Origin of the sequence: Caballeronia hypogeia, from assembly GCF_001544875.2 — a bacterium.
Taxonomy (GTDB): Bacteria; Pseudomonadota; Gammaproteobacteria; order Burkholderiales; family Burkholderiaceae; genus Caballeronia; species Caballeronia hypogeia.
The window spans coordinates 1-882 of record NZ_FCOA02000087.1; the positions used below are offsets into that span (position 1 = coordinate 1).

Here is an 882-nt window from a genome sequence, read left to right on the forward strand (position 1 = left end):
CCTGCAGAAGCGCTCAGCGGCGCGCGTCGGAGTGCGGGTCGCCGTCCCACAAAGCTCTGCCCGCAGAGTGTGTGCTGGCGCATCGTTCTTACCCTGCTCGAGTGGAAATGGTCACCTCAGCAGATATCGGGCACACTCAAGCGCATGTATCCGACCGACCCGACCCAGCACGTGTCCCACGAAACTATCTATACGGCCATCTACGCCCAACCGCGCGGCGAACTGCGCCGTCAGCTCATCGCCTGCCTGCGCCACGGCCACAGCACGCGCATGCCGCGCACACGGGGCACAGACCGACGCGGACAGATTCCCGACATGGTCAGTATTCATGTGCGGCCGCCCGAAATCGAGGACCGACTGCTGCCCGGACATTGGGAGGGCGACTTCATCAAGGGCGCCAACAATGCGTCTTCAGTCGGAGTGCTGGTGGAACGGACCAGCCGCCTGGTGCTGCTGGCGAAGATGGAAGATGCCACGGCTGCTTCCGCGCTGGCAGGCTTTTCTACCAAACTCAATTCGATTGCCGAGCCATTACGGCAGAGCTTTACCTACGACCAAGGCAAGGAAATGTCGCGACATGCAGAACTCACGGCCGCCACCGGTGTGAAGGTGTACTTCTGCGACCCGCACAGCCCATGGCAGCGCGGAACTTGTGAAAACACCAACGGACTGCTGCGCCAGTATCTGCCCAAAGGCACCGACCTTTCGGTCTACAGTCAGGACGAACTTGACGACATTGCCGACAGTCTGAACAGCAGGCCTCGCGCCACTCACGCCTTCCATTCGCCACTCGAAGTCTTCGCCGCCACACTCGCTTCCGCAGCTCAACCTCATGGGCTCTAAACATTAAATCCGCCGTTGCGCTTCAACCTTGAAACCGCC

The 882-nt window shown here is 60.9% G+C and carries 1 protein-coding gene; it reads left to right on the forward strand.

Annotated elements, in window-relative coordinates:
• Positions 1-843 (forward strand): IS30 family transposase (locus AWB79_RS37950; protein ID WP_061172601.1); only part of this gene is annotated, 843 nt, incomplete at its 5' end.
• Positions 844-882 lie beyond the last annotated feature (39 nt).